Annotated in this window: 1 protein-coding gene and 1 pseudogene; both read left to right on the top strand. The window is 50.0% G+C overall.

Annotation, left to right across the window (positions count from 1 at the left end; genetic code table 11):
- A pseudogene (locus ACJHYR_RS27845) lies at window positions 1–233 on the top strand (hypothetical protein); the annotation flags it as partial.
- Entirely contained in the window at window positions 233–766 is a 534-nt protein-coding gene (locus ACJHYR_RS27850; protein ID WP_000731968.1) for a phospholipase D family protein, read from the top strand. The pseudogene ACJHYR_RS27845 and the gene ACJHYR_RS27850, both read left to right, overlap by 1 nt.
- Window positions 767–1,006 lie beyond the last annotated feature (240 nt).

Consider the following 1,006-nt stretch of genomic DNA (forward strand, 5'->3'; position numbering starts at 1 on the left):
CACAGAATGATGTCACGCTGAAAATGCCGGCCTTTGAATGGGTTCATGTGCAGCTCCATCAGCAAAAGGGGATGATAAGTTTATCACCACCGACTATTTGCAACAGTGCCAGCGATATTATGCGAATGCTCTACTCCACCATTGACGTTGTGGTGCATATGGAAAAGCGGAAAATCAAAGAAATTTATTTTGATCCTGAATATAAAATGCAGTGTGTGAACGGGAGCCTGTAATGAAAAAATTAGCAACCTGGCTTCTGGCCGCAGCATTTACGACAGCCGCCCTGCCCGCCTTTGCGGTGGAACCATCCGTTCAGGTTGGCTACTCGCCTGAAGGAAGCGCCCGCGTTCTCGTCCTGAGCGCCATTGACTCCGCAAAAACCTCGATACGGATGATGGCTTATTCTTTTACCGCCCCGGATATTATGAAGGCACTGGTAGCAGCCAAAAAACGGGGAGTTGATGTGAAAATCGTAATTGATGAAAGGGGCAATACGGGGCGCGCCAGCATTGCGGCCATGAACTACATAGCGAACAGCGGCATCCCTTTGCGTACTGACAGTAATTTCCCTATCCAGCATGACAAGGTGATCATCGTGGATAATGTGACCGTTGAAACTGGCAGCTTTAATTTCACCAAAGCGGCCGAAACGAAAAACTCGGAGAATGCGGTGGTGATCTGGAACATGCCTAAGCTCGCTGAATCATTCCTCGAACACTGGCAAGACCGCTGGAATCAGGGAAGAGACTACCGTTCCAGCTACTGAATACTGACCGCCAAAAGGCGGTTTTTTTTGTTCAAAGAAACTGATCTCAGTATCGCGCCCGGGGCAGCTGGCCAACGTCGCCGGCATCGCGCCGGCAAAAATCGAAAAACAGAAATATCAGCAAGATAGCTTAAAGGGGAGCCCGCAGAATTCGGAAAAAATCGTACGCTAAGGTTTTCCGGGCATCCGTAAGGGCCGAAACTTCCCGTCTTCCAGTCTGCGGCTCTGCCGCCAGACGTA

Source organism: Escherichia sp. WS1450, assembly GCF_046487395.1.
Lineage (GTDB): Bacteria > Pseudomonadota > Gammaproteobacteria > Enterobacterales > Enterobacteriaceae > Escherichia > Escherichia coli.